Annotated in this window: 18 protein-coding genes and 1 pseudogene; 12 read left to right on the top strand and 7 right to left on the bottom strand. The window is 72.3% G+C overall.

All coding sequences use genetic code 11. The features are described 5' to 3' along the window. Positions 1–49: 49 nt before the first annotated feature. Positions 50–475, bottom strand: a complete 426-nt coding sequence (locus tag FB457_RS16930; protein WP_145782315.1) for an ATP-binding protein — start codon at positions 473–475, stop codon at positions 50–52. A gap of 185 nt (positions 476–660) precedes the next feature. Here FB457_RS16930 and FB457_RS16935 point away from each other — a divergent pair, with 185 nt between their 5' ends. From FB457_RS16935 to FB457_RS36190, 5 genes and pseudogenes are all read left to right on the top strand, one after another. Further along, positions 661–1,941, top strand: a complete 1,281-nt coding sequence (locus FB457_RS16935; RefSeq protein ID WP_145782317.1) for an NsdA family TPR-like regulatory protein — start codon at positions 661–663, stop codon at positions 1,939–1,941. After that, positions 1,938–2,480, top strand: a complete 543-nt coding sequence (locus tag FB457_RS16940; RefSeq protein ID WP_145782318.1) for a GNAT family N-acetyltransferase — start codon at positions 1,938–1,940, stop codon at positions 2,478–2,480. Before FB457_RS16935 ends, FB457_RS16940 begins: the two co-directional genes overlap by 4 nt. Before the next feature lie 9 nt (positions 2,481–2,489). Then, positions 2,490–2,744 carry a type II toxin-antitoxin system Phd/YefM family antitoxin gene (locus tag FB457_RS16945; protein ID WP_145782319.1) on the top strand — a complete coding sequence of 85 codons (255 nt, stop codon included), beginning with the start codon at positions 2,490–2,492 and terminating at the stop codon, positions 2,742–2,744. Continuing rightward, the gene (locus FB457_RS16950) at positions 2,741–3,028 is read left to right on the top strand and encodes a type II toxin-antitoxin system RelE family toxin (RefSeq protein ID WP_047016990.1); all 288 of its coding nucleotides are present in this window, start codon (positions 2,741–2,743) and stop codon (positions 3,026–3,028) included. The genes FB457_RS16945 and FB457_RS16950 overlap by 4 nt, the downstream gene beginning before the upstream one ends. Positions 3,029–3,246: 218 nt before the next feature. Beyond that, positions 3,247–3,666, top strand: a pseudogene (locus FB457_RS36190) (AfsR/SARP family transcriptional regulator); the annotation flags it as partial. A 343-nt stretch (positions 3,667–4,009) separates the two neighbouring features. Here FB457_RS36190 and FB457_RS16960 read toward each other — a convergent pair. Beyond that, on the bottom strand, positions 4,010–5,461 hold the full coding sequence (locus FB457_RS16960) for a serine/threonine-protein kinase (RefSeq protein WP_047016991.1): 1,452 nt from the start codon (positions 5,459–5,461) through the stop codon (positions 4,010–4,012). A 401-nt stretch (positions 5,462–5,862) separates the two neighbouring features. Between FB457_RS16960 and FB457_RS16965 the strand changes: the two genes are divergently transcribed. Next, positions 5,863–6,447, top strand: a complete 585-nt coding sequence (locus tag FB457_RS16965; RefSeq protein WP_047016992.1) for a TerD family protein — start codon at positions 5,863–5,865, stop codon at positions 6,445–6,447. Positions 6,448–6,628: 181 nt separating this feature from the next. Here FB457_RS16965 and FB457_RS16970 read toward each other — a convergent pair whose 3' ends face one another. Next, positions 6,629–7,594, bottom strand: a complete 966-nt coding sequence (locus tag FB457_RS16970) for a sporulation protein (RefSeq protein ID WP_047016993.1) — start codon at positions 7,592–7,594, stop codon at positions 6,629–6,631. A gap of 451 nt (positions 7,595–8,045) precedes the next feature. Here FB457_RS16970 and FB457_RS16975 point away from each other — a divergent pair, with 451 nt between their 5' ends. From FB457_RS16975 to fdhF, 6 genes are all read left to right on the top strand, one after another. Beyond that, positions 8,046–8,726, top strand: coding sequence for a DUF1707 SHOCT-like domain-containing protein (locus FB457_RS16975; protein ID WP_078898351.1), 681 nt, complete (start codon positions 8,046–8,048; stop codon positions 8,724–8,726). Between the two features lie 521 nt (positions 8,727–9,247). Next, positions 9,248–11,707: a SpoIIE family protein phosphatase gene (locus FB457_RS16980; protein WP_253911325.1), complete on the top strand. Its 2,460-nt coding sequence runs from the start codon at positions 9,248–9,250 to the stop codon at positions 11,705–11,707. Between the two features lie 255 nt (positions 11,708–11,962). Beyond that, positions 11,963–12,403, top strand: a complete 441-nt coding sequence (locus FB457_RS16985; RefSeq protein WP_047016994.1) for a TIGR03668 family PPOX class F420-dependent oxidoreductase — start codon at positions 11,963–11,965, stop codon at positions 12,401–12,403. A gap of 63 nt (positions 12,404–12,466) precedes the next feature. Further along, the gene (locus FB457_RS16990; RefSeq protein ID WP_145782320.1) at positions 12,467–12,700 is read left to right on the top strand and encodes a hypothetical protein; all 234 of its coding nucleotides are present in this window, start codon (positions 12,467–12,469) and stop codon (positions 12,698–12,700) included. A gap of 15 nt (positions 12,701–12,715) precedes the next feature. Continuing rightward, the gene (locus tag FB457_RS16995; protein WP_047016996.1) at positions 12,716–14,401 is read left to right on the top strand and encodes an NAD(P)H-dependent oxidoreductase subunit E; all 1,686 of its coding nucleotides are present in this window, start codon (positions 12,716–12,718) and stop codon (positions 14,399–14,401) included. Then, positions 14,398–17,118 carry a formate dehydrogenase subunit alpha gene (fdhF, locus tag FB457_RS17000; RefSeq protein ID WP_078898352.1) on the top strand — a complete coding sequence of 907 codons (2,721 nt, stop codon included), beginning with the start codon at positions 14,398–14,400 and terminating at the stop codon, positions 17,116–17,118. Before FB457_RS16995 ends, fdhF begins: the two co-directional genes overlap by 4 nt. Before the next feature lie 388 nt (positions 17,119–17,506). Here fdhF and FB457_RS36195 read toward each other — a convergent pair whose 3' ends face one another. The 4 genes from FB457_RS36195 to FB457_RS17020 all read right to left on the bottom strand — a co-directional run bounded on the left by FB457_RS36195 (position 17,507) and on the right by FB457_RS17020 (position 20,152). Beyond that, positions 17,507–17,839, bottom strand: a complete 333-nt coding sequence (locus FB457_RS36195) for a P-type ATPase actuator domain-containing protein (protein WP_047016997.1) — start codon at positions 17,837–17,839, stop codon at positions 17,507–17,509. After that, on the bottom strand, positions 17,830–18,111 hold the full coding sequence (locus tag FB457_RS35255) for a cation-transporting P-type ATPase (protein WP_164492552.1): 282 nt from the start codon (positions 18,109–18,111) through the stop codon (positions 17,830–17,832). The genes FB457_RS36195 and FB457_RS35255 overlap by 10 nt, the downstream gene beginning before the upstream one ends. Further along, entirely contained in the window at positions 18,108–18,986 is an 879-nt protein-coding gene (locus FB457_RS17015; RefSeq protein ID WP_047016998.1) for a universal stress protein, read from the bottom strand. Before FB457_RS17015 ends, FB457_RS35255 begins: the two co-directional genes overlap by 4 nt. A gap of 107 nt (positions 18,987–19,093) precedes the next feature. Then, entirely contained in the window at positions 19,094–20,152 is a 1,059-nt protein-coding gene (locus FB457_RS17020; RefSeq protein ID WP_486589045.1) for a pyridoxamine 5'-phosphate oxidase family protein, read from the bottom strand. Positions 20,153–20,313: the final 161 nt, after the last annotated feature.

The following is a 20,313-nucleotide window of genomic DNA, read 5'->3' on the forward strand; positions in this document are numbered from 1 at the left end:
GGAAACAGCGCGCTGAAAGCCCGCCGGGGGCGGTCACTTCCCGGCAGCCTCACTCCGATGGGGCGGTGGTGTCGACCACCACCGCCCAGACCCTTTTACCGATCCCGTTGCGCGCGGAGACTCCCCACCGGACCGCCAGCTTCTCGACCATCAGCAGCCCATAGCCGCCGCCCTCGTCGGGCACCCGCTTTTCCGGCCACACGTCGGAGGCGTCGTGTACTTCGATGAGCACCCCGCCGTCCTGCCGGACGAAGCGCGTCAGGATCTCCCGCCCAGGCGGCACACGGGCATGCACCACGGCGTTGGTCATCAGCTCCGAGACCACCAGCGAAGCCGGCTCCTCGATCCCGGTCAGCCCCCACCCTGCCAAAGCCTTTCGCAATTGGGCCCGCGCCAGCCCTACACATCGAGGATGCCGCCGCCACTGCCACTTCATGACCGAAGTGCTGGCCATTCTGTTCTGATCGGTCGTCATACACGACACCTTGCATCGCCTCAAAACCGGTGTGCCGTGCTCAGCCAGCACGGCATGTGAATACGGTCCGGCGGCGAGGGCGTCAGCGGGAAGGACGGTGCCGGGGCTGTTGCTTCACCCCGGGCGGACGATTCACTCCACTTTCAGTAATCGGACCACTACTGTGTCGCGGGTCCCGGGAGTTGATGCTGATGCCGTTACATCCGAACCAGGCTCTTCAGCAGGCCATCGAGAAGAGCGGCTACACCCAGGATGACCTGGCAGAGGCCATCAACGAGGAACACGAGAAGCTGTACGGCTCACCGGGCAGATGCAGCGATCGCCAGGTGCGCCGCCTGCTGACCGGGGAGGTCGCATGGCCCCGTGACGCCACCAGGCTGCCGCTGGAAGCGGTCCTCGGCCGCCGCGCCGTGGAACTCGGCTTCCGCTCTCCTCCCCAAGCGGCCCTACGCGGGCGTACTGTGCGAGCACCAGCACCCGTTGACGAGGAACTGCCAGTGCGTCGCCGCAGATTCGTTCTCAGCGCCGGGACCCTAGTGGCGCTCCCCGTTCTGCCCGAGGCCGGCCGCATCGACATGAGCGACATCGCGCGCATCCGCGGCGCCGAGGCCCGGTTGGTGCAACTGGACGACCGCCACGGCAGCGCAGAGCTGGCCGGCGTAGCCGGCCGCTACGTCGCGCACGTCGAGCACACCATGCGGCACTGCAGCTACGGCAGCCGCGTGCAGACGGCGCTGCATCAGGCGCTCGGGGAGATGTGCGCTCAGGCCGGCTGGCTCGCCTATGACTCCCAGCAGCACGAACAGGCCCGCCGCCACTGGCGCGGCGCCCTCCAGTACGCGCGCCTGGCCAAGTCCTCCGACCTGGAGGCGCGTGTCTGGTCTTGCATGTCCCGGCAGGCCGTCGACCTCGGGCATGGCTCCGAGGCTGTGGCCATCGCCCGCACGGCGCTGGACGCCACAAGAGGCCGCCGCGAGCCCCGGCTGTCCGCCCTGCTCCACACCCGGGTCGCCCTGGGCCACTCCGTCACCGGCCAGCGCGGGCGTTGCGGGCAGTCGCTCCACCGCGCAGAACAGGAACTCGACCGCGCTTCGCCGCAACCGCCGCCGTGGCTGGCCTTCTGCGGACCCGCGGAGCTGACCGGTCAGGCCGCCCTCTGCCACTACAACCTCGGCGATTTCACCGACGCTCTCCAGGCCGACCGCGAGGCACGGACGCTCATGGGAGTCGGCGAGTTCCGGCGCAACGCGTTCGCCACGCACGTGAGCCTGGCGCGCAATGCCCTGGCTGCCGGCGAACCCGAGGAGGCGCTGGCGGCCGGGCACCGGGCCCTCGATCTGCTGCCCGAGGTGCGCAGCCCGCGCTGGACCGCCCATCTGCGGGGGTTCGGCCGATCGCTCGGCCAGAGAGGGTCCTCCCCTGTGACCGCCGAGTTCTTGGAACGCTACCGGAAGGTTGCAGCATGACCGGCGAAGTGCTCTCCCTGAGCACCTACAACCGTGGCCGACTGCCGGAGATTCGCCACACGCTGATCGAGGTGTACGCGGAGGTCTACGCCGCCGAGGCGGCCGAGGATCCCTTCTTCTCCGTGGACAGATTCGAACGCCGCCTTGACGGCCACACGTCCACCCCCGGCTGGTCGTGCGTCGTAGGCGAGGTCGACGGCGCCGTCGTCGGCTACGCGTACGGCCGACCGGACAGCCCCGAGGAGTGGGACGCGGTGATCGATCCGGTCAGCCCCGACGTCCACGACTACGGCCGCCGCTCTGTCTTCGGCCTCTGCGAGATCATGGTGCGTACCCCCTGGCGCGGAACCCAGGTTGCCCGCGGCATTCACGACGAGCTGATGCACCAGCGCCCGGAAGACCGCGCTTCGCTGACCGTGGAGACCGCCCACCCGCGGGTTCGTTCGCTCTACGAGCGCTGGGGATACAAGAAGGTCGGACAGTCGCAGCCGTTCCCGGACTCACCGCGCTACGACGTCATGGTCCTCCAACTGCACTGAGGCCGGGGTGTGCGGGCCCACCTGGCCGACACCATCGACCGTGCGCGCCGGGAAGCCACCCCGACCATCATCACCCGGCGGGGCAAGGCCGAAGCCGTGATTCTCGACCTGGACGAGTACCAGCGCCTCAGGAAACTTGAGGAGAGCGTCGAGGACGCCTGGCTCTCGCGGCTGGCCGCAGATTCCCTGGCCGAAGGGCGCGAACCGACCGTCACCCTGGAAGACCTCGCCGCTGAGATCCTGGGCGAGGCTCGCCAGGCATGACCGACGGGGTCTCCAGCACGAAACTCACCCAGGCCGCTCAGCGGCAGATGCGGGCCGTGCCGCTCCGCGAGGCGCGCAGGATCCTCATTCGCCTCGGGGAGTTCCAGCGCGCCATGGACAAGGGCGACACTTCGGCCTTCGACATCAAGCCGCAGACTGGTCAAGAGGGCATGTCCCGGCTGCGCGTCGGGGACTACAGAGTGGTGTACACGGTCGACAACGGCGAACTCGTCATCTGGGTCGTCGCCGTCGGCGACCGCCGCGACGTGTACCGCGCTCTGTAGATCAGCGGCGGTGTCTCGCGGGCGGGCCGCGGCCCGGCTCAGGCGATCTTGTCGCAGACGTCGGTCAGTTTCTTCGTGCCCTCCTTCCACGTCATCGTGCGGTAGTCGGACGCGGTGATCTCCAGGGTGTCGACGCCGTCGACCAGGTACTCGCCGCGGCGCAGGTTGCCCTGGCCGTCCTTGAAGCCGATGAGGACCGGACCCGTGGGGTGGTGGACATGGCCGCCGTCCGGGGCGTAGCGGACGATCGAGCGGCCGCCCGCGTCGCCGAACGGGCCCGCGCCGCCGCCGCGCTGCGCGACCCCGCGGAGCGGCTGCGCCGTACCGAGAAGGCGCTGGCCCGGTGGCGCGGGGAACTCCTCGACGGGCTCGCGGACGGCGAACTCCGCGCCCGGCTCGGCGCGGAGCTGGCCGAACTCCGGCTCGGCGCTCTGGAGCAGCGCGCCGAGGACCGGCTGCACACCGGCCGCGGCGGGGCGCGCGACGGCGGCGGCTCCCTCGCCGCCGAACTCCGGCCCCTGGCCGCCCGCTACCCCCTGCGTGAACGGCTCGTCGCCTCCCTGATGACCGCCCTCTACCGCGCCGGCCGCCAGGCCGAGGCCCTCGACGTCTACCGCACCACCCGCCTCGCCCTCGCCGCCGAACTGGGCGGCGTCGCACCGGGCCCGGCCCTCCGCGACGTACACGCGAAGGTGCTCAGCGCCGACCCCTCGCTCGACGAACCGCCGCTGGCCGCGTACGCCGTCCAGGTCCGGGACGTACGCCTGCCCCTGCACACCAGCGGCCAGCCCGCCCTGGAGTTCTGCAACCTGGGCCGGCTGGGACGGCGCCCGCGCGGCCGGGGCGGAGTGGCTGACGGGCTACCGGGCGCTCGCCGTGTGGGCGGGGCACCACGTGCGGTGGGGAGGACGCCGGTACCCCGTGCGCCCCGCGCCCGGCCGACCACCGTTGTCGACGAGGCGGCGCACCGCGGTCGACCCGTCAGCCGTCTCTCCCTCCGGCGGAGCGACGCGGGCGGGCTTCGCCCGTATGCCGGGGAGACAGGCTCGTGGCAGGGAGGACCGCCAGGATGGCGGAGAGGGCCGCCGTGGCGGCGGCAAGGGGCAGGACTCCCTGCAGGGCGGTGCCGATCGCATCGAAGATGATCATGGCGTTCGCCGCTTGCAGGGCCAGGCCGGCGCCGGCTGCCGCGATCAGCCAGCGTCCGGCCCCGTGCCGCGTGAGGAACAGCATGCCGATGATGAGCAGGGCCGCCAGAGCGCCGAAGATCGTCACATGCGCGGTCCGCTCACCGCTCGTCATCTCGCCGGTGTCGACGGCTTGGGTGGTCGCGAAGGGAATGACCTGGACCAGGACGAGGCAGAGGAACGCAGTCACGGCAGTCGCGGTCCTGGCGGCGGACCGCCGGGGAGGGGGCGGCGTCGTGTCCGGGCGGGTACCCGTGCCCGCGGGGCCCGGTTGCCGCCCGGGCGGTTCGGGTCGCGGGGCCCGGGGACCCGGCCGGGTGCCGGCCTCGGTGAGCGGAGTCGGGCCGGGCGTCGTGAGGATTGCAGTGGACCCGTCCGCCGTGGGTGCGGACTCCGGTGCGCGGTCGAGTTCCCGGAGCGCCTGGGAGAGACCGGCGGCGTTCGCGCACCGCCCGCCGGGTTCCTTGTGGAGCAGGGTCAGTACGAGGTCGTCCCATGCGGAGGGGATACCAGCCGACACCGAACTGGGGGCGGGCGGTTCCTGGGTGAGGTGTGCCGTGAGATACCCGACGGTGTCGGGGGCCTGGAACGGGAGCCGGCCGGTGATCAGCTCGAAGAGGAGACAGCCGAGGGCGTACAGGTCGCTGTGCGGTTCCGGATGGCCACGCGCCTGTTCGGGCGCCATGTAAGGGGGTGTGCCCACGATGAAGCCGGTCTGGGTGAGGCGGTCTGCGGTCGCGGAGGGGTCGGCCGCCCGCGCGATGCCGAAATCGAGGACCTTCACGATGCCGGACGGCATGACGAGGATGTTGGACGGCTTGATGTCCCGGTGCATGACCCCGGCGCTGTGCGCCTCGGCCAGTGCGTCGGATATCTCCGCGCCCCATCGGGCCGCGTCCTGCAAGGTGACGGCGCCTCTGCGCAGCTTCGCGTCCAGGCCCTCGCCGCGGACCAGCTCCATCACCAGGAAGGGGACCCGTTCGCTTCCCGAGCCGGTCTCGCCGAGGTCGTGGATGGTGACGATGCCGGGATGCTGCAACCGGGCGGTGATGCGCGCCTCGCGCAGAAACCTGGCGCGTGCCTCATCGCCGCGGCTCCCGCCACCGGCGAGCAGGGAGATCACCTTGACCGCGACGGGACGGCCCAGAGTTTCGTCCCGTGCTTCCCATACGTGCCCCATTCCGCCTTCACCGAGCTGCCGCACCAAGCGGTAACGGCCCCCGAGGACCTGGTCTGGCACCGTCACGTTCCCCCCGATTCGCAAGCACCTGTGGCAGCCGCCGGCGTACTGCCCGATGGGATCATGACGCGGACGCGAGGGCGTCATGCCCGTTATCCAGGAAACCGAACGGCAGCGGCACGTGCCAAGACGGCCGCGGACCCGGGGTCGGCGGTGCGCTTCGCCGACGAACCGGCAAAGGAGCTGATCGGCACTGCGCTCCGTCCGCTTCCGGGCGCGATCCGGCGGGTCCGTCCGGTCGAGCAGACCGCCGGTCGCGGCCCCGGGACTCGTGCATCCGGCCCGCCGGACTTCCCAGGCGTCCAGCCCGGCACGGTATGTTCCCATACGGAGTGGGGTGTCACCGGAAGCCCGCGGGCCCTCGGCGCCACTTCGGATTGCACCGTCTCACCACCAAGGGATCGGGAATGATCACGCTTACGAAGGATGACGAACCGGCGGACCTGGCCGGGGTTACCCACCTGTCGATAGGGGTCTCCTGGGACCCCACCGTCGGGAGCAGCGGCGGCATCATGGGCAAGCTGCGCCAGACCAAGGGCACCGACCTCGACCTGATCGCCATCGCCATGGCGGGATCCGACCCGGTCCGGCTCGCCGGTCTCGACTCGCTGGACCCCATGGGCAACGGCGCGATCGTGCACAGCGGCGACAACCAGACCGGCAAGGGCGACGGCGACGACGAGACGGTCACCGTCGAGTTCTCCCGGATCCCGAACCAGATCACGGCCATCGTCTTCGTCGCCGCCGCCTACAAGAAGGGCAGCAGCTTCCAGAAGGCCCGCAATATCAGCTTCAAGGTGTACGACGCCTCCGGTGGCAGCACCGCGCAGGTCGCCGACATCTGGCCCAGCCTGCTCACCACCGACAACGGCTGCGCCGTCGCCAAGGCCACCCGATCCGGTGAGACCTGGCGGCTGCAGGTGATCAACGAGACCGGCAAGATCAAGCAGGGCAACGAGCACTCGCTCATGCGCTTCGCCGCCGGCAAGTAGCAACCAGGAAGCGTTCGCCCGGGACACCGCCCCCCTGGGCGGACGCTCCTTCCCTCCGCCGCGGGTGTCGCACAGCGCGCGGTCGACGAGTTCGCCCGCGCCCCGCTCCTGCCGGAGCATGCCCTCGTGCGAGTCCCCGGCGCGGCGGACTCCGAGACGGCGGACGGCTGCGGGAGCGGGGTTACTCCTCCTCGTCCTCGGCCTCGAAGGCGTCGCCGATCTCGTCGACGACCTCCGCGGCGACCATCCCGCCCACGACCCCCGCCGCGAGCCCGCCGGCCGCCGCGACGGCGACCGTGCCCATTCCCGGGCCGCGGCGGCCGTGGTCCTCCCCGTGGTGGTGTCCCCCGTGGCCGTACGAGCCCGGCGGGGCGCCGCGGTGCTCCGCCAACTGCTTGACCCAGGAGTCCACCAGGGCGGTCCAGTCGGCCTGTGCGACGTCGTGGTGGCTCACCGTGAAGCGCGCGAGCGCGTCGTGGCCCGCGGAGAACATCCCGCCGCGCTTGTCGGCTTCGAGGACGACCTCCATGCCGCCGGGCGAGGCGAGGAACGTGACCTCGACCTCCTGCATCGCGTGCGCGAACTGCGGGCCCGGAGCCAGCTCGATCTCCTGGTAGAAGGGGAGCTGCTGGCCGGTGCCGGGGATGTGGCCGAGTTCGAGGTCGGCGGAGGTGAAGGCGAAGCCGAGTTGTCCGAAAGCCTCCAGGACCGCTTCCTGCACCGGCAGCGGGCGGACCGCCAGCGGGTCCAGGTCGCCGGCGTCCCTGGCGCCGGCCACGGCCAGTTCCGTACGCACGCCAAGAGGGAGCCCGAGGGACTGGCCGTGCAACTCGGTGATCGGCGTCTCCCACGGCAGGACCAGGGAGAACGGCACCTCGTGGGCCTCCTCCTCGCCGAGGCGGAAGGCGCCGCCGACGGGGAAGCGGCCGAAGGACACCGTGCCCTCGTGCTCGCCGTCGCCGCCTTCGGCCTCGACGCGGGCGACGAGCTCCAGGGTGATCTGCTCGATGTCGGCCGCGGCGCTGCCGCCGCGCAGCAGCACCCGGCCGCCCAGGGTGCCGCCGGGCAGCACCGCGCCGCCCTCCAGGACCGTGTCCACGCTGGGCGCGCCCACGCCGATCGCGCCGAGCAGTCGCTTGAACACCATGCGGTGTCGTCTCCTTCGTCGTCTCTGCGAATGGGGTGGCGGGCGAGGGGATCGCCGCTCGGATTTACTATCCCTTTACTCCGGTGTCCGCGACATCGGCATTCGGCCAGATCCACTCGATCCGACGACTCGCACGGAGCAGGGCGACGGGCGGCCGGCAGCGGGCAACCGGAGACCGGCGACCGGCGGCGAACTACCAAGGAGGAGCGGTCCCCCCATGGGCGAACCTCCCGATGCCACTCCTGCATACGCGCCACCGCGTCCGGCAGCGGCAGCGGGCGCCGGGCGGCCTCCACCCTCGACGACATCCTCGCCCGGCTGCTTCTCGCGCAACCGGCCTGAGTGCGGGGCCGGGCCGGGTGTGTGTCGCGATATAACGCTAGTCTGAGGGTCGCGCCGATGTCCGCGTCGCGCGCACGTGTGAGGGACCGGGACGGAACAGGACGGAAGCATGCCGGGAGAGATCTCGCCCACCGGACAGAACTCCGGCCCGGGCTCGCCGGGGCCGCCTGGCTCGCCGGGGGTACCGGGGCCGCCGGGCTCGCAGCCCGAACTGCGCGCGTCGCACGCCGACCGGGACCGGGTGGTGGACGTGCTGCGGATCGCCGCGGGGGAGGGCCTGCTGACCGCGGACGAGCTGGACCAGCGCGTGGAGGCCGCCCTGTCGGCCCGTACCCGCAGCGAACTGGCCGTGCTCACCGCCGATCTGCCGCCCGTACCGGCCGGGGCGGGCGCGGCCGGGTCCGAGGTGAAGGACCTGGTCAGGATCGAGCAGATCCACGGCGGCGCGATCGAGCGCGTGGGGCGCTGGGTGGTGCCGCGGAGGCTGGAACTCGCGGTGACGCACTGCGAGGTGACCCTCGACTTCACCGACGCCGTGATCACGCAGGACACCCTGCGGATCGACGTGGCCATGATGGGGAAGAACCTGACGCTGGTCACCGGTCCCGGCATCGTGGTCGACACCGACGGCCTGCGGTTGGTGCACAGCAAGGTCGTGTTCCGCGAGCCGCCCGCGGATTCCGGTGTGCCGGTGAGGCTGCGGGTGGAGCTGTACGGCCAGAAGGCCCACGGCCGCGTCGTCGTACGACCGCGGCGGCGGACGTTCGGGCAGTGGCTGCTGCGGAGGTAGTGCTCCCGTGAGCCGGGGGTGCGCTCCGGCAAGCGGGGTAACGGCGGCGGGGCCGGTCGCCCGGCGCTCCCTGAGCTGACGTTCGGCACGGTGACCCGCCGGGATTACCGGGCGACGTACCCGACCGGCGACGGCACCCGCCACATCTGAGACATCTCGGTGACCGGCTCCGGCCGTCGGTGAAGTCGATCTCGCCCATGGTCGTGAACACGCCCTGAACGTAGCCCAGGACCTGCTCCTTCCCCGTGAAGCGGGCGGCGTCCTCCCTGTTTCCAGCCCGGGCCCCCTCACCCACCCCACGGGCGAAGCCCTCACCGCATCCTCCGCAAGGGCACCTGACCACGGACCGAGAGGCGGAGTGGTCTGTTGCTCGCCGCGGGACGGCAGCCGTGACCTGCGGTGAGGGGCGGCGCGTCCGGGTGGGGAGCGCTGGGAACGGAGCGGGTCACCCTCCGTCATCGGCCCCGGACGCGCTCCCGCCGACGGTGGTGCGCTCTGTCGAACGGATGCACCATTGAGGTGTGGGATCAGCGCAAGCCGACAGGCCGCGAGCGACTGTCGGGGAGACCGAAGGCTATCGGTTCGACATCACCGATGCCGCGATCGTGGTGGGCCCGGAGGGCCTGGTTCAGCAGTGGAGCGAGGGCGCTGAGGCGCTGTTCGGCTACGCTGCGCCGGACGCCGTCGCACAGCGTGTCACGGAGTTCCTGGCGATCCCGTGGGACGAGCGCTGGGAGATCGCCGAACGGAACCGGGCCGGAAGAGGCTGGACGGGCACCTTCACGGCGTATCGCCACGACGGCAGCCGCCTTCAGACCAGGGCACAGGTCTGCCCGCTCGGGCTCCACCACGGGGCGAGCTGGCTCATTCTGGCCACGGACCTCGCCACCGCACAGGCGCGGGAGCGCGACCACGCGATCCTGCGCGGACTGTTCACCGAGTCTCCGTTCGGGCTGGCCGTGGTGGACCCGCAACTGAGGCTCGTCATGGTCAACCCCGCACTGGAACGCATGGAGGGTGTCCCCGCACGGCAACAGCTTGGCCGCACCCTCGGCGACATCGTTCCCGAAGAGGCCGGTCCGGCGACGGAAGCCCGCGCCCAGGAGGTACTGCAGACGGGCGAGCCACAGGTCGCCGTCTCCCATGCCGACCCCCCGGCCGCTTCCTCCACCCATCTGCCGCACGTCCGCTCCCGCTCGTCCTTCAGGCTTCAGGACCTCGCCGGCCACACCCTGGGGATGGGCCAAGCGGTACTCGATGTCACCAGTTACTACCAGGTACGACGGCACCTCACCTTGCTCAGCGAGGCCGGTATCCGCATCGGCAGCACGCTGGATCTCGAACGTATCGCCCAGGAATTCGCCGAGGTGCTGGTGCCGGAGGTCGCCGACTTCGTCGCCGTCGACGTCTCTGCCGCCATCATCCGTGGCCACGAGCCTGCTCCGGTCCTGACCGCCGGTTCCGCCGAACTGATCCGACGCGCTCAGCAGTCCATCCGTGCGGACCTTCCGGAATCCGAGTCGCCGCTGGGGACACCGGTCACCTACTCCGAGACCTCGCCCCAGCACCGTTGCGTCGCCACGGGCCGTCCCGTGATGGACCCCACCGTGGATCTGTCGACCCCCTGGCTGTCCCAGGACGCGGCGCGCTCGGACAAACTGCGGGAAGTCGGCATCCACTCCCACCTGGTGGTGCCCCTGCGCGCCCGCGGCGTCACCATGGGGGTGGCCACCCTGGTGCGCTGGAAGAACCCCGAAGCCTTTGACGCCGACGACCTGCTCCTCGTCGAAGAACTCGCTGCCTACGCGGCCGTCTGCATCGACAACGCCCGGCTCTTCGGCCGCGAACACCGCGCCGCCCTGTCCCTCCAGCGCCACCTCCTCCCCAAGGACCTGCCGGCCCCCACCGGCGTGGAAGTCGCCTACCGCTACCTGCCGGCCGACACCCACGCAGGCGTCGGTGGGGACTGGTTCGACGTGCTGCCCCTTTCCGGTGCCCGCATCGGACTGGTCGTGGGCGATGTCGTCGGCCACGGAATGAACGCGGCAGCCACCATGGGACGCCTGCGCACCGCCGTCCAGACCCTCGCCGCCCTCGACATGCCGCCCGCCGAGCTGGTCGCCCACCTCGACGACCTGGTCGCCCACCTCGACGAAGCGGAGACGGCGGACCACCACATCCCCGGCGTGATCGGGGCCACGTGCCTCTACTGCGTGTACGACCCCGTCTCCCGTACCGCGGAGATCACCCGCGCGGGACACCCCCCGCCTGCCATCGCCCACCCCGACAAGGCCGTCGAATTCCTGGACATCCCGGCAGGACCCCCACTCGGACTGGGCGGCCTGCCCTTCGAATCCACGCACCTCGAGATCCCGGACGAGAGCGTCCTCGCCTTCTACACGGACGGCCTCATCACCGCCTCCGCCGACCGCGACATCGATCTCGGCTTCACCCGGCTGGCCTTCGCGCTGGCGTACCCCGACCGTCCGCTGGAAGAGATCTGCGAGGTCATGGAGCGCCTGCTGCTCCCGGACCGTCCCCGCGACGACGTCGCCTTCCTCGTCGTACGCCCACGGTCCGTCAAGGAAGAGAACGTCGTGACCTGGCACCTGCCCTACGAACTCACGGCGGTCGGCCAGGCCCGGTCCCTCACCACGGAGCAACTGGCGGCCTGGCATCTGGAAGATCTCGCCTTCACCGCCGGACTGATCGTCAGCGAGTTGGTGACCAACGCCATCCGCCACGCCTCCGGCCCGATCAGCCTGCGCCTCATCCGGGACGTGAACCTGATACTCGAAGTCTCCGACGGCAGCAGCACCTCCCCCCACCTGCGCCAGGCCCAAGTCGACGACGAAGGCGGACGCGGGCTCTTCCTGGTGGCCCAGTTCGCCCAGGGCTGGGGAACCCGCTATACGGCGGACGGCAAGACCATCTGGGCCGAGCAACTCCTCCCCCGTGGCGCCCCGGGCCCTTCCGGCTGACGCCGATCCGGTTGGTTGTGCGGATTTCCCGACGATGGAAACGGCTCATCTGCTGACCACCGGATTCCCGGCCCCACCGGACTCGCAGAGCCGCCAGGTACGCGCTCGGGTCGTGCCACACGACCCCCCGGTCCTGCCACTCCACAACGACGTACCGCATGGCCTCCCCTCATCGATCGCTCAGCGCAGGGAACGTGGGCTGCCGCAACAGCCTGCCTGCCTGGATGGATCCGGCACGGTGGGTACCTTCGGCTCATGAACCTCTCCGCGGTCGAGGCTCGTGATCGCTTCATCGGCTCCCCGGTTGCGCGGCTGGCTACCGCCGACGGGGCGGGTGTGCCGCACGTGGTGCCCATCACCTTCGCCGTCGACGGGGATGTGATCGTCTTCGCCGTCGATCACAAGCCGAAGCGCACGACCGGCCTGCGCCGGCTACGCAACATCGCGGAGAACCCTGCCGTGTCGGTCATCGCCGATCACTACGCCGACGACTGGGCATCCTTGTGGTGGGCCCGCGCCGACGGCCGGGCTGAGATCCGGCAAGACGACGCCGGCCGCCTGCCGGCCGTTGAACTGCTGCAACAGAAGTACCGTCAGTACGAGGAAGCACCCCCGCCGGGTGCGGTGGTCGTTATCCACGTCGTGACCTGGACCGGGTGGGCGTTCACCGACGACACGAAAGGCCCGGGTCGCTGACCTGGGCCTTCTGGCTGGAGCGGGCGACGGGAATCGAACCCGCGCTCTGAGCTTGGGAAGTTCGTGCCGAACCCGAAGGTCGGCGCTGGTTTGCGGGCGAACACGGGTAAGAAGTTCGACTCGGCCCTCGACGCCTTCCGGACCGGCTACCCGGACGTGGAGGTGGAGCCTGCGCTGCTGGACGGCGAGGTGGCACCGCGGCTGCTGGAGCAGGGCGCCGACGCCGAACCCGGCGCACCCCGGGCCGCGACGCCTCCACCGATGCCCTTTGCCACGATTGCGCTGGTTTGCGGCTGACTCCAGGATGGGGTCATGACTCCCACCGGCACCGGAGACCGCTTCGACGCCTTTCGTGCGCTGGCCGACCGGAGCGGACGGCCCGGACAGCGGCTGCTGGAGTCCCTGGCCGGAAGGAGAGCGGGTACGGGAGAAGACCCCGGAGCCTGGGCTCCGGCCATCGCCGCGGACATGGGGCTGCCCGCTGCCGCCGGGCTCGGGCCGGCGACCTACTACGAGGATCTGGCCGCTCCGCACGGCCGCCGTCACGTCCGGGTCTGCACGGCGACGGCGTGCTTCGCCGCCCGGTCCGGACGTCACCTCGGCGAGGTGGAGCAGGCGCTGGGCGTGCGTGCCGGCACGGCCTCACCGGACGGGGAGGCATCGCTGCAATCCGTGCGCTGTCTGGGGTACTGCTACGCGGGTCCCGCCGCGCTCGACGGCGACACACCCTGCACCGGCCCGACGCTCACCCGTCAGCTCACGGGACGCGAGCCCGCCCGGACGCCCGGGATCCCGGCAGCCGACGGCACCGGTGACCCCGTGCTGCTGGGAGGTGCGGTGGCCGGCGAGCCGGCGTGGCGGGTGTGGCCGCGGATCGTCGGCACCGGTGCCGCCGATGAGGTCCGGGCGCAGGTGGCCGTGTCCGGGCTTCGGGGCCGCGGGGGAGCGGGGTTCCGGGTGGCCGCGAAGTGGGAGGCGGCCGGGCAGGCGCGCGGCAGTGTGGTGGTGGCCAACGGGGACGAGGGCGATCCGGGCTCGTACGCCGATCGGCTGCTGCTGGAGGCGGACCCGGAGCGGGTGCTGGAGGGCCTGGCGCTGGCCTGCTTCGCTTGCGGGGCCGAGCGGGGCGTGGTGCTGGTGCGCTCGGAGTATCCGCATGCGCTGGCACGGATGCGGGACGCGGTTGAGCAAGGTTACGCCGAGGGTCACTTCGGCCCGTCGGTGCACGGGACGGACGTCACTCTGCACGTGGAAGTGGCGGAGGGCGCCGGATCGTATGTCGCGGGTGAGGAGACGGCTCTGATCGCCGGTCTGGAGGGGGACCGGGGCTGTGCCCGGCCGCGGCCGCCGTATCCGACCCAGCGCGGCTTGTGGGACGCGCCGACGGTGGTGAACAACGTGGAGACCCTGGCGTCCGTCCCGTGGATCGTCGCCCGCGGCGGGGAGGCGTACGCCCGCCGGGGGGTTCCGGGCGAGACCGGGACGAAGCTGGTGTGCCTGTCGGAGCGGTTCGTCCGGCCGGGCGCGTACGAGGTCGAACTCGGTACGCCCCTGCTGCGGATCGTCGCGGAACTCGGCGGTGGCCTCAAGGACGGCGGGGAGCCGGCCGCGGTGCAGGTCGGCGGGCCACTGGGCGGATTCCTCGGGCCGGACGACCTGGACGTGCCCCTGACCACCGCCGGCCTCGCGGCCCGGGGCGCCGCGCTCGGCCATGCCGGGCTGGTCGCCTTCGACCACCGCGTAGCCCCGGAAGAAGTGCTGCGGCACGTCTGGCAGTTCGCGGCGGCGGAAAGCTGCGGCGCCTGTTCCCCGTGCCGCGTGGGCGCGCGCCGCGGCCTGGAGCTGGCCGCCGCCGGCGCCCCGCCCGGACCGGAGTGGGACCGGCTCGGCCGGGTGCTGGCCGAGGCGAGCCTGTGCGCCTTCGGCCGGCGGATCCCGCCCGCCGTGCACAGCCTCGCCCGCGCCTACGGCGACCGCCTGGCGGGGTGGGCTCTGTGACCGCGACCGGACGGCTCCGGGACGACGCCGGCTCTGACCCCCTCACGCACGTCTGCGTCGACGGCGTCGACGTCGCGGTGCCCGAGGGGGCCTCCCTGCTCACGGCGGCGCGCGCGGCCGGCGCCGAGCTGCCCGCGCTCTGCTCCGACGACCGGCTCAGCCCGGCCGGCTCCTGCCGCACGTGTCTCGTACGGGCCGACGGGCGGACCGTGGCGGCCTGCGTGACCCCGGCCGCACCGGGGTCGCGCGTCGACACGGGCACCGAGGACCTGCAGCGGTTGCGCCGGGACGCGGTGGCCGTCATCGTCTCCGCCCTGCCGCCCCGCGCGCTGGCGGACGGCAACCCCGCCGAGCTGGCGCACGTCTGCCGGTCGCTGGGCCTCGGCCCCGAGACGGCCCGGGGCGCCGGAGGCCGGGGCGGGGACACCTCGCACCCGTACGTCCACCTGGACCGGGACCTGTGCATCGCCTGCGGGCGGTGCGTGCGCATGTGCGCCGAGGTCCAGGGCACCTTCGCCCTCACCCTGACCGGCCGCGGCGCCGGCACCGTGGTCGCTCCCGGCACCGGCGGGCCCTGGGCGGAGTCGGACTGCGTGGCGTGCGGCGGCTGCGTCGACTCCTGCCCCACCGGTGCGCTCACCCAGCCGGGCCCCGGGCGCGGGCTCACCTCCGCCCACCGGCCGGCCGCGACCCGTACGACGTGCGGATACTGCGGCGTCGGCTGCGCCCTGGACATCGTCGCCCGGGACGGCGCCGTCGCGGCGGTCCTGCCCGCCCCGGACGGCCCGGTCAACCGGGGGCACGCCTGCGTCAAGGGCCGCTTCGCCCACGGCTACCTCACCTCCCCCGAACGGCTGACCCGGCCGCTGCTCCGCCGCGACGGCCGCCTGGAGCCGGCCGGCTGGGACGAGGCGCTCGACCACGTCGCCCGCGGGATGCGCGAGGCCGTCGCCGCCGGCGGCGCGGACGCGGTGGCGGCGATCTCCTCGGCCCGCGCCACGAACGAGGAGAACTACCTCGTACAGAAGTTCATGCGGGTCGTGATCGGCACCAACAACGTCGACAACTGCTCCCGCCTGTGCCACTCCCCGTCCGCCGCTGGCCTGACCGCCTCCTTCGGCCTGGCCGGCGGCACCGACTCCTTCGACGACGTGCAGAAGTCCGACTGCCTGCTGGTCGTCGGGGCCAATCCCGTGGAGGCCCACCCGGTGGTCGGAGCGCGGCTGCTGCGGCAGGTGCTCCGCGGAGCCCGGCTGGTCGTCGCCGACCCTCGCGCGGTCGGCCTCGCCCTGCACGCGGACGTCCATCTCCGGCCCCGGCCCGGCACCAACGTCGCGCTCTGCCACGGGCTCGCCCACGTCCTGCTCGACGAAGGACTGGCCGACGAGGAGTTCCTGTCCGAGCGGACCGCGGGGCTGCCGGAACTCACCGCACTGCTGGAGGACTACCCGCCCGACCGGGTCGAGGACATCACCGGAGTGCCCGCAGACGATCTGGTCGCCGCCGCCCGGCTGTACGGCCGCGCCCGGCGGCCTGCGATCGTCTACGGCCTGGGCGTCACCGAGCACCTCCACGGCACCGACGGCGTACGGTCCCTGGCCAACCTGGCGATCCTGCGCGGCGCCGTCGGCACCGACCGCGGATACGGCGTCAACCCGCTGCGCGGCCAGAACAACGTCCAGGGCGCCTCCGACATGGGCGCGCTGCCCGACCTCCTGCCCGGCTACGGCAAGGTCGTCGACCCGGCCGCGAGGGACCGGGCCGGGGCTGTCTGGGGTGTACGGGTTCCGGAGCGCCCCGGCCTGAGAATTCCGGACATGTTCGCCGCCGCCCGGTCGGGTGCACTGCGGGCGCTGTGGATCATCGGCGAGGACGTCTGCGCCACCGATCCCGACGCCGACCAGGTGGCCCGCGCTCTGGATGCCTGTCCGCTGGTGGTGTGCAACGAGCTGTTCCTGTCGGAGACCGCCGGACGCGCCGATGTCGTGCTCCCCGTCGCGTCCTGGCCGGAGAAGGACGGCACCTTCGTCAACTTCGACCGCCGCTTCCAGCGGGTCCGCCCCGCCGTGGCCCCGCCGGCCGGGGTACGCAGCGACTACGACGTCGTACGCGCCCTCGCCGCGGCGATGGGCACCGACCTGGGCTGCCCCACGCCGGCCGAGGCACTGGCCGAGTGCGGCCGGGTCGCACCCGTCTTCGCCGGCCTCTCCCACGACCGGCTCGACCGGGAAGGCGCCGTCCCGTGGCCCTGCCCCGACCCCGGCCGCCCGGGTGAAGCCAGGCTCTACACGAAGGAGTTCGCCACGCCCGACGGGCGGGCACACCTTGCCGCGGCACCGTACCTCCCGCCCGGAGAACACCCCGACGACGACTACCCGCTGCTCATGGTCACCGGCCGCCGCTGGGCGCACTACAACTCCGGCAGCATGACCCGCCGCGGCGGCAACCTCGCCCTCGACCAGGTCGACGTCCTCGACCTGCACCCGGCGGACGCCGCCCGGTACCGGATCCCGGACGGCGCGCGGCTCACCGTGGCCAGCCGGCACGGCGAGGCCAGGCTCGTCGCCCGGGTCGGCGAAGAGACGGCGCCCGGCCAGGTCTTCTGCTCCTTCCACTTCCCCGCCAGCGGGGTGAACCGCCTGACCTCCGCACACGCCGACACCGTCACGTCCTGCCCCGAGTACAAGGTCACGGCGGTTCGCGTCACGCTGCGATGAGCGCGCCGTCTCCCGCCCGGCGTCAACGCTGTTCTCTCCCGGGAGGTGGACGTTCCGGTCTCAGCCGGCGCAGGGCGTGGTCCGGCCACCTCCCGGCGCGCCACGGCCAGGACCCGCAGCCCCTCGGACGCCAGCGCGTCTCCCGCCGCGGCAGACGCCGCCCGGTCCTGTCCGGTCAGTGGCTGGTACCGGAGGGGCTGCCCGCGACACTGTCGGTGTCGCTGGCGATCGGCGTACGGCGGATGGCGCGCCGGCATGCCCTGATCAAGCGGCTCCTGGCGGTGGAGGCGCAGCACTTCTCCGGGCGCTCCTTTGATGTACGCCTGGTAGGCCGCCGGTCCTCGAACCGGTGGCGAAGACCACCGCGCGCCCGGAGCCGGCGGCGACGTCAGTCCCCATGAACACGCAGTTGCGGGCCTCCAGGGACGGGCCCCGCCGACACCGCATCCCCGGCCTCCAGCACCACCGCATCACCCGGCACGAGATCCCGGGCGGGCACCTCACGCCGCTCACCCCCGCGCAGCACCCGGCAGGTGTGGGGCACCGTCGCCGCCAGCGTCTCGGCCGTCCGCTCGGCCGAATACTCCTGCGCGAAGCCGATGGCCGCATTCAGCGCCACCACGCCCAGGATCGCCACCCCGAGCTGCAAGGTGCCCACGTCACGCGGCTGCTCCAGCGCGTACGCCAGGAAGGTGATCCCCGACGCGACAATCAGCACCACCGCGAACAGATCCGTGAACTGCGCCCCCAGCCTCCGCCACCCTGCGCGGCGCCGCGCCGCGCACGGGGCAACTCGTTGGCCCCGCACTCCTCCAGCCTGGCCCGTGCCTGTGCCTCCGAGAGGCCGCGCCGTGACGTGTCCAGCGCGGCGAAGACCTTCCCGGCATCGAGTTGCGCTGCCTCGGGAGGCCGGGCCGCACCGGGTGGTGCGCCGCCGCCCGGTGTCCTCGGGCCGGCGCCGGCGGTGCGCCCCTCGGCCGTCCGGTGCCTCACACTGGGACCGAGATGACGGGACAGCGGGCGTGGCGCAGCACCCCCTGGCTCACCGAGCCCAGCAGCATCCCCGCGAACCCGCCGCGGCCCCGGGTCCCCACGACCAGCCCCAGGGAGTGCTCCGAGGCGTCCGTCAGAACCTGCACCGGATGGCCACGGAGGACTTCGTGGTGCAGCTCCACGTCCGGGTGCGCCGCCTCGCGGCCCGCGACCGTCTCCGACAGCACCCGGCGGCACTCCCGCATCGTGGCGTGCTCGTCCGCAGGACCGAGGAGCGGCGGATGCCACACGTAGAGGGCACGCAACTGCGCCCCACGCAGGCCGGCCTCCTCGAACGCCATGTCCACCGCCGCGGCCGAATGGGCACTGCCGTCGACGCCGACCACGAAGTACGCGGGTTCCTGGGTGACGTGCTCCGGCTCCCGTACGACGATGACCGGGCAGGGGGCGCGGGCGGTGAGCGGGAGCGCCACCGAGTCGGGGGTGAACATCTCGCGCCGCCTACTCAGGTGCCGGGAACCCACCACGACAAGGGAGGCGTTCCGCGCCTCCTGCAGCAGAACCGATGCCGGCTCTTCCTCCGCCAGCACCGTCGACACCTCCACCGACGGCTGCCGGGACTCGGCGAACTCAGCCGCCTGCCGCAGCAACTCGTCGCCCACGCCGCGCAGCGCACGGCTCCACTCCTCCCGGTACCGCCGTACCGCCTCCGACCGGTGTCCACCGGGTAGCGGCGGCAGGGCCTGCGCGTGGACGAGCCGCAGCGGCAGGTGACGCCGGCCCGCTTCGTCGGCAGCCCAGAGCAGTGCCAGGCGCTTCGCAGGATCGGGGTCGACGCCCGCCACGATCGGCCGACGCCCGCTCGCACCAGCCATGACCGCCTCCAGAGAGGTCTTCCTCCTACGCGCCCTTCGATGTCCTCCCAGACTGCCCCCTGTGGCCGCACGCCGCACTCCGGACCACTCCGACCGGCACGCCTGCGCTACGGCCCGCCCTCGGTGATGCGACGCCCGGTGATGCGCCGAGGCTGGATCGACACCCACATCTCCCGGCCACCCCCGGCCCAGGGCGAGGCGTGGGCGCGATCGATCAGCTTCCGCACCGCGTCGGGCTCGGTGACCACACGCGCGGGTCCGACCACGAGCACGCTCCATCCCCGGCTCATGGCCTCGTCCAGGTGGTCGACCTCGAACGCGACCTCCGAGTCCACGGCCGCCGCCGGAACCGAGTTCGGCGCGGTCCGGAACGCGATCTCCTCATCGACGACCTCGTAGTTCACCGGGACCACCGCCGGGCCTTGGCGTGTCGACACCGCCACGCGCCCCACGCCGGAGGTGGACAGCAGCCGACGGCACTCGCCGGGGCCGAGTTCCCGCATCTGGGGATGGAGGAGCGCCTGCCCCCGCCCGGGCGGCAGATCGCTGGCACCGCCGCGCAGAGCAGCGGGGGTGGTGCCCAGGACGCCGGCCAGCCGAGCAAGTGTGGCGGCGGTCGGGTCGGCCGTCTGTTCTTCGAGGTACGCCAGGTACTCGGGCGCTATCCCGGCGCGGCGGGCGGTCTCCTCCCGGGTCAGACCCTGGCGTTCGCGTCCGGCGGCCACGCGGCGGCCGATGTCACCGGGATGGAGCCGCCTGCCCGGCGGGGCCGCCCGCAGCCCGGCGCTTCTGCTTCCTCCCGCCCGGGAAGGCCCGTCCGCGTCCCCGTTCCCGTGCGCGAGACTGCGGATGTGCGCGTCAGGCCCGGGGAAGACGAGGGTCACCTGGTTCGTATCCGACCAGCGCACCTCGTAAGGAGGCGTGCCATCCGCATGGTGGAGTGCAACGATCTCGCCGTCCCTTCTTGCAGCTCCGGTAGCCGGGCTTTCGACCACGAGTTGATCGCCGATTTCAGCTCGCATGATCGCCACCGTTCTCTCCGAATGCCCCCGCAGCCCAGTGATCAGCCCTTCGATGTCACGCGGGGCGACGTCCGCCAGTCGCCGGCCGAGATTGTTCGGCGCCCTGCCGGCCGCCAACTCGTCACCGATCTCGCGCACGTCCAAGTCCGCGGGGTTCTGTGGGCGTCCGCACGCCCGCTGACCTGCGCGGTCGCGATGTCCAGCACCACACGCGCCTTCGTCGTCCCTCCTCATCGACGAGAGGGAGGCCGACCTTCCCGTTCACGATAGGTGCCGTCGGCTTCCCTCCGCATCTCGGTACGGAA

This window comes from Streptomyces sp. CNZ287 (assembly GCF_007827615.1).

What these genes read in the sequence shown, in the direction of transcription:
- FB457_RS16930 (WP_145782315.1), bottom strand. Translation starts at nt 475, where the DNA reads ATGACGACCGATCAGAACAGAATGGCCAGCACTTCGGTCATGAAGTGG.
- FB457_RS16935 (WP_145782317.1), top strand. Translation starts at nt 661, where the DNA reads ATGCTGATGCCGTTACATCCGAACCAGGCTCTTCAGCAGGCCATCGAG.
- FB457_RS16940 (WP_145782318.1), top strand. Translation starts at nt 1,938, where the DNA reads ATGACCGGCGAAGTGCTCTCCCTGAGCACCTACAACCGTGGCCGACTG.
- FB457_RS16950 (WP_047016990.1), top strand. Translation starts at nt 2,741, where the DNA reads ATGACCGACGGGGTCTCCAGCACGAAACTCACCCAGGCCGCTCAGCGG.
- FB457_RS16965 (WP_047016992.1), top strand. Translation starts at nt 5,863, where the DNA reads ATGATCACGCTTACGAAGGATGACGAACCGGCGGACCTGGCCGGGGTT.
- FB457_RS16970 (WP_047016993.1), bottom strand. Translation starts at nt 7,594, where the DNA reads ATGGTGTTCAAGCGACTGCTCGGCGCGATCGGCGTGGGCGCGCCCAGC.
- FB457_RS16975 (WP_078898351.1), top strand. Translation starts at nt 8,046, where the DNA reads ATGCCGGGAGAGATCTCGCCCACCGGACAGAACTCCGGCCCGGGCTCG.
- FB457_RS16985 (WP_047016994.1), top strand. Translation starts at nt 11,963, where the DNA reads ATGAACCTCTCCGCGGTCGAGGCTCGTGATCGCTTCATCGGCTCCCCG.
- FB457_RS16995 (WP_047016996.1), top strand. Translation starts at nt 12,716, where the DNA reads ATGACTCCCACCGGCACCGGAGACCGCTTCGACGCCTTTCGTGCGCTG.
- FB457_RS17015 (WP_047016998.1), bottom strand. Translation starts at nt 18,986, where the DNA reads ATGGCTGGTGCGAGCGGGCGTCGGCCGATCGTGGCGGGCGTCGACCCC.